Origin of the sequence: Actinomadura sp. BRA 177 (genome assembly GCF_013372625.1) — a bacterium.
GTDB lineage: Bacteria > Actinomycetota > Actinomycetes > Streptosporangiales > Streptosporangiaceae > Spirillospora.
Genome location: NZ_JABXFD010000519.1, coordinates 1 through 5,244, shown reverse-complemented (window position 1 = coordinate 5,244; position 5,244 = coordinate 1). Strand labels below are relative to the sequence as shown.

2 protein-coding genes and 1 pseudogene are annotated in these 5,244 nt (G+C 72.7%); 2 read left to right on the top strand and 1 reads right to left on the bottom strand.

From position 1 onward, the window contains the following. Positions 1-627: 627 nt before the first annotated feature. A complete protein-coding gene (locus HUX53_RS29895; protein ID WP_176406567.1) occupies positions 628-1,980 on the top strand; it encodes an HD-GYP domain-containing protein in 1,353 nt (450 codons plus the stop codon). Next, a complete protein-coding gene (locus HUX53_RS41735) occupies positions 1,977-3,308 on the top strand; it encodes an HD domain-containing phosphohydrolase (protein ID WP_309237499.1) in 1,332 nt (443 codons plus the stop codon). Before HUX53_RS29895 ends, HUX53_RS41735 begins: the two co-directional genes overlap by 4 nt. Before the next feature lie 53 nt (positions 3,309-3,361). On the opposite strand, the pseudogene HUX53_RS41730 reads toward HUX53_RS41735, so the two are convergent. Next, positions 3,362-4,546, bottom strand: a pseudogene (locus tag HUX53_RS41730) (cytochrome c oxidase assembly protein); the annotation flags it as partial. Positions 4,547-5,244: the final 698 nt, after the last annotated feature.

Sequence of the window (5,244 nt, the reverse complement as noted above, 5' to 3'; positions counted from 1 at the left end):
CGACAAACTCGACGCACTCCGACAGCTGTTCAGCACCGGACCATGGCTCCCACCCGCACTCGCCCCACCACAAGCCGCCTGAACCAGATCACGCCACACAGCCATCTCAGGCTGAATAGCTACCCGCTGGGCCGGCGGGGAGGGAAATGACGGGGGTTGCCGGTGCATTCGCTGATGCACGTGCATTCTGGTGTGCAGCAGTATTGTGCGCTTACGTTGAGTGCAATCAACGGGGCAATTGATCACTTGTGGTGACGGCCGCTTCACGCTTTGCTCAGATTTTCCCTCATGCCTGTGTGACCTGGGCAGTTCGCGTTAGGCTTGTGCCGAAATCAGCGACGGGAGCACGTGCGCACCGGTGCAATTCGGGGTATGTGCTCGCCCGGGAAGCCGGGCCCGCGCCCGGCCCCGGATGGACGGCCGGCCGCGAGGCCGGGACGGCCCGGTTCGGCGGGGGGAGGCAAGGAGCCATGCTCAAGCGTGTGTCGCCGGCAGGACACGGCGGACGCCCGAGCGCCGCGGCGTCGTCGCTGATGCTGACCAAGGGCGTGTCCTGGGTCTAGGCGCCGCGAGGCGCCCGGCACCCCGGCGGCGGCCCGCCATCTCGTCACTCCCCGAGGGGCGGCAATGCGTGGACTTCCTCTCGCTGCCTGGGCGTACGTCTGCGGTGTGACGGCCCTCGCGGCCGGCCTCATCGCGACGTCGTCCTTCGCGGAGCTGGACTGGGGCAAGCTGGCCGTGCTGGCCCTGCTGTTCCTCGTCTGCGACTCGGCGCCCGCGCGGCTGACCGTCGCGCGCGCCCGGGTCTCGCTCAGCTTCGCCGCGAGCCTGGCCTCGGTGGTGCTGCTCGGCCCGGTCGGCGCCGCGCTGCTCGGCCTGGTCGCCGTCGTCACCGGGCAGCGGATCCTCGCCCCGGTCAAGCGCGTCTTCAACGGCGCGCAGTTCGCGCTCAGCGGGTTCATCGCCGGGACGGTCTTCGACCTGCTCGGCGGCGCCCGCTTCCACCCCGAGCAGGCCCGCTGGGTGGAGAACGTCATCGGCCCGTTCCTCGGCGCGCTGGTCACCTTCGTGCTGGTCAACCTGACGCTGATGGGCGGGGTTCTGCTGCTCAGCCGGCAGACGACGCCGCGCGAGTGGCTGCACGAGAGCGGCCAGCTCGCCGTCGGCTGCCTCGGCTACGGCATGGTCGGCCTGCTGATCGCCGGGCTGTGGCCGCGGGTCGGGCCGTTCGCCGCCGTCCTCGTCCTGCTCCCGCTGTTCATCGCGCGCTGGGCGATGGACCAGGCGTACGCGCAGCAGCAGGCGCACGCCGCGACCCTCGCCGCGCTCTGCCAGGCGGTCGAGACCAAGGACTTCTACACCCGCGGGCACTCCGAGCGCGTCTCCCGCGGCTCGGTGATGATCGCGCAGGAGATCGGGATGCGCGCCGACCGGGTGGAGGCGATCCGCTACGCCGGGATGCTGCACGACGTCGGCAAGCTCGGCGTCCCCACCAAGGTGCTGCAGAAGTCGGGCTCGCTCACCGAGGAGGAGTTCGCCGCGATCCAGCTGCACCCGATGCGCGGGCTGGAGATCGTCCGCGAGATCGGGTTCCTGGACGAGGCGCTCGCCGGCATCATGCACCACCACGAGAAGATGAACGGCCGCGGCTACCCGATGGGCCTCGCCGGCGACGAGATCCCCGAGTTCGCCCGGGTCATCTCCGTCGCGGACGCGTTCGACTCGATGACCTCGACCCGCTCCTACCGGGCCGCCCGCAGCGTGACGGAGGCCGTGGACGAGCTGCGCCGGGGGATGGGCGACCACTTCGACCCCGGCATGGTCGAGGCGTTCCTGCGGGCGCTCGACCGGGACGGCTGGGAGCCGCCGCGGCCGGTCGTCCTGCCCGACGACGCCGTCGCCGAGACCACCCAGCAGGACCACGACGACCCGAGCGCGCCGCTGCGGGTCACCGGCGGCGACGAGGTGCGGCACCAGTGACGACCGGCCATCTCCCCGCCCGCGAGCGGGCCGCGTGGCAGACCATCGACTCCGGCCAGCTGCTGCTGATCGCGACCGCCGGGCTGTTCGTCGTCGTCGCGATCACGCAGGTCGCGGCGGTCGGCCTGCACCAGCCCAACGTCGCGATCATCTTCGGCGTGCTGATCGCGCTGGGCGAGCTGTTCCGCATGGTGATGCCGGGCAACCGGGAGGTCGCGCCGATCGCCAGCGCGGGCGCCATGGGGTACGCGCTGCTGGTCGGCGTCGGCCCCGAGGGCGCCGCGCCGGGCGCGCCGCTCGGCGTCGTCCCGGCCGAGCACTCCGCGCTGCAGGTCGTCGCGGTCACCGCGGTCGCCATGCTGGTCGGCTCGCTGCCGCACATCGCGGTCGGCCGGACGCCGCGCCCGGACGCGATGGCGCGCCGGCTGTTCAACGTCGCGGTCATCGCGCTGTGCTTCCGGCCGGTGCTCTCCCTCGACCTCGCCTGGTACCTGCTGCTGGCCGTGATGGGCGTCGTCGTCATCGCGTCCTGCTTCACCGACGTGCTGATCGCCGCGATGATCCGGGCGGAGACCGTGCGGGCCCGGTTCGGCATCGCGCTGCGCGACGAGATCGCCGCGAAGATGGCGCTGTGCGCCGCGACCAGCGCCACCGCCATGCTGATCGCGGTCGCCACGACCGCGATGGGCGAGGCCGCGCTGCTGATCTTCACGGTGCCGATCCTGGTGACGCAGTTCGCGTTCCGCCGGTACGCGGGCATCCGCGCGACGTACCTGGAGACCGTCCGGGCGCTGTCGCGGGTCACCGAGGTCGGCGGCTACGTGGAGGCCGGCCACTCGCGGCGGGTGTCCCGGCTCGCCGTCGCGATGGGGCGCGAGCTCGGCATGGCCGAGGAGGAGCTGCTCGAACTGGAGTACGCGGCGCTGATGCACGACATCGGGCAGCTGTCGCTCGGCGACCCGATCCCGGGCGGCGCGACCGTGCTGGCGTCCCCGGCCGAGCAGCGCCGCATCGCCGAGCTGGGCGCCGAGGTGATCAAGCAGACCGGGGTACTGGACCGGGTGGCGCACATCGTGCAGCTGTCCTCGCACCCCTACCGGACGGGTCGCGAGCCCGTCGGCGACTCGGGCGAGCGGCCGATCCCGCCGCCGCTCGCGGGCCGCATCATCAAGGTCGCGAACGCCTACGACGACCTGGTCGGCGACTCCTCCGACCGGGACAGGGGCGCCGCCGTGCTGGAGCGGCTCCGGCTCGACTCGGCCGCCGAGTACGACCCGACGGTCGTGGAGGCGCTCAGCCGGGTCGTCGACCGGCGGCTGCGGCAGTAGACCGCGTGCGCCGCCGTGATCGCCATCGCGGCCGTCCACAGCAGGAGCGCGCCGAAGTGCTGGTCGTCCAGCGGTGACGAGCCCCAGCGGCGGCCGAGGAGCTCGTACCAGTTGCCGCCGAGGACGGTCCCGTCCAGCATGAGCGCGACCCCGGCGAGCACGTGCAGCGGCAGCACGGCGAGCGGGACGAGCGACCCGGCCGTCCCGCGGAAGTAGGCGAGCCCGATGGCGAGGAAGACGACCATCGAGAGCGAGTGCAGGGCGTGGTTGCTGAGCGACGGCGGGAACAGCGGCGACACGTACCACGCGTAGAGGCTGAGCAGCAGCAGCGCGGACGAGACGACCGGATGGCCCAGCGCTCGCAGGCCCCGGCTGTCGGCGGCAGCGGCGAGCAGTGCCCGGCTCTCGCCCCGCATCACCTTGAGCCCTAGCTTCACCGGAGCCCCGTACAGCAGCAGCAACGGTGCGACGAGCCCGACGAGGATGTGCTGGATGGCGTGGGCGCTGAACAGGACCATGCTGTACCGGGAGATCCCGCTCGCGGTGGCGAGCAGCAGGACGAGCAGCCCGCCCGTCCACGCCGCGGTCCGCTGCCACGGCCAGTCCCGGACGCGCACGACGCCCACCCCGTACAGGACGGCCGCGGCGACGATCAGCACGAAGAACAGCGGATCGATCCACCAGTTCAGCAGGTACGGGCCGACGCCGGCGGGGCCGGGCAGCGGGAACCCGAGCCGCAGCGTGGCGAGGTCGAGCGTGTCGGGGGCGTTCTCGGGCGGTGGTGTGCGGGACAGCCCGACGGCCAGCGCCATCGTCGCCGTCATCACGAGGATCTCGACCGTGCCGAGGCGGAGGAAGGCGCGCTTGCCCGTCCCGTACCGCAGTGCGGGGATCGTGGTGCGGCGGTGCCACCAGCCGCACGCGCCGAGCGCGGCGAGCGCGACGCCCTTCGCCACGATCAGCATCCCGTACCGCGATCCGAGGTGGACGCCGCCGAGCCGCACCCAGGCGTTCACCGCGCCGCTGACCCCGACGACCGCGAACGCTACGAGCGCGAGGGAGCTGTACCGCCCGACGACCTGGGGGAGCCCGTCGCGGACGTCCGGCGCGACGGTGACCAGGGCGACGAGCCCGCCGATCCACAGCGCGACGCCGAGCACGTGGCCGGCGAGGCTGTAGACGGCGAGTGCGTGGTTCGATGCGCTCGCCGCGTGCCCGGTGAACAGCGGCGGCAGCATCCCGGCGAGCGCGCCGGCGAGGAGGTATCCGGTGCCGCCCGCCGCGCGGGGCAGGCTCGCCGCGACCGCCAGCGCGACCGCGACGGCGAGGACGAGCAGCAGCGCCCGCCCCTGCGGCAGCTCGATGAGGAGCGTCCGCATCATGCTGCCGGTCAGGCCCGTGAACCCGATCCCGAACAGGTCGAGGGCGGTGAAGAGGATCAGCGCCAGCGTGCACAGCGCCCACGCGAGCGCGGTCAGCGACGCGGCGCGCAGGCAGCGGCGGCCGGTCGCGGACGTCCCCGGCACGAACACGGCCGCGACGAGCAGCCAGCCGACCGTGAGGACCGCCGCGACGTCGCCGCCGAGCTTCGCGACCGACAGGCCGATCTTGGTCAGCGCGCCCGCCTGCGACAGTCCGGGCGTCGCGCCCTCGCTGAACGCGCCGCCGAGCCGCACGACGAGCGCGAGGACGACCAGCGCCAGCGCGGCGGCCCCGATGACGAGCATCGCCCGGTCGGTCTGGGCCGGGGACCGGTCCGGGTTCGCCTCATGTGTCGTCACGGCCGGAAATACGCGTACACCCGGCGGAAAGGTTCATTAGTGTTTCCGCCAAGCCGCAGTCTGGCCGGTGCCGCCGGCCTTCCGACGCCGCCGAGGAGCGAGATGAGCGCCCAGCCACCGGGGAGCAACACGTATCCCGTCTCTTATACACCTCT

Coding starts and splice junctions, on each gene's coding strand:
- HUX53_RS29895 (WP_176406567.1), top strand. CDS start 628: ATGCGTGGACTTCCTCTCGCTGCCTGGGCGTACGTCTGCGGTGTGACG.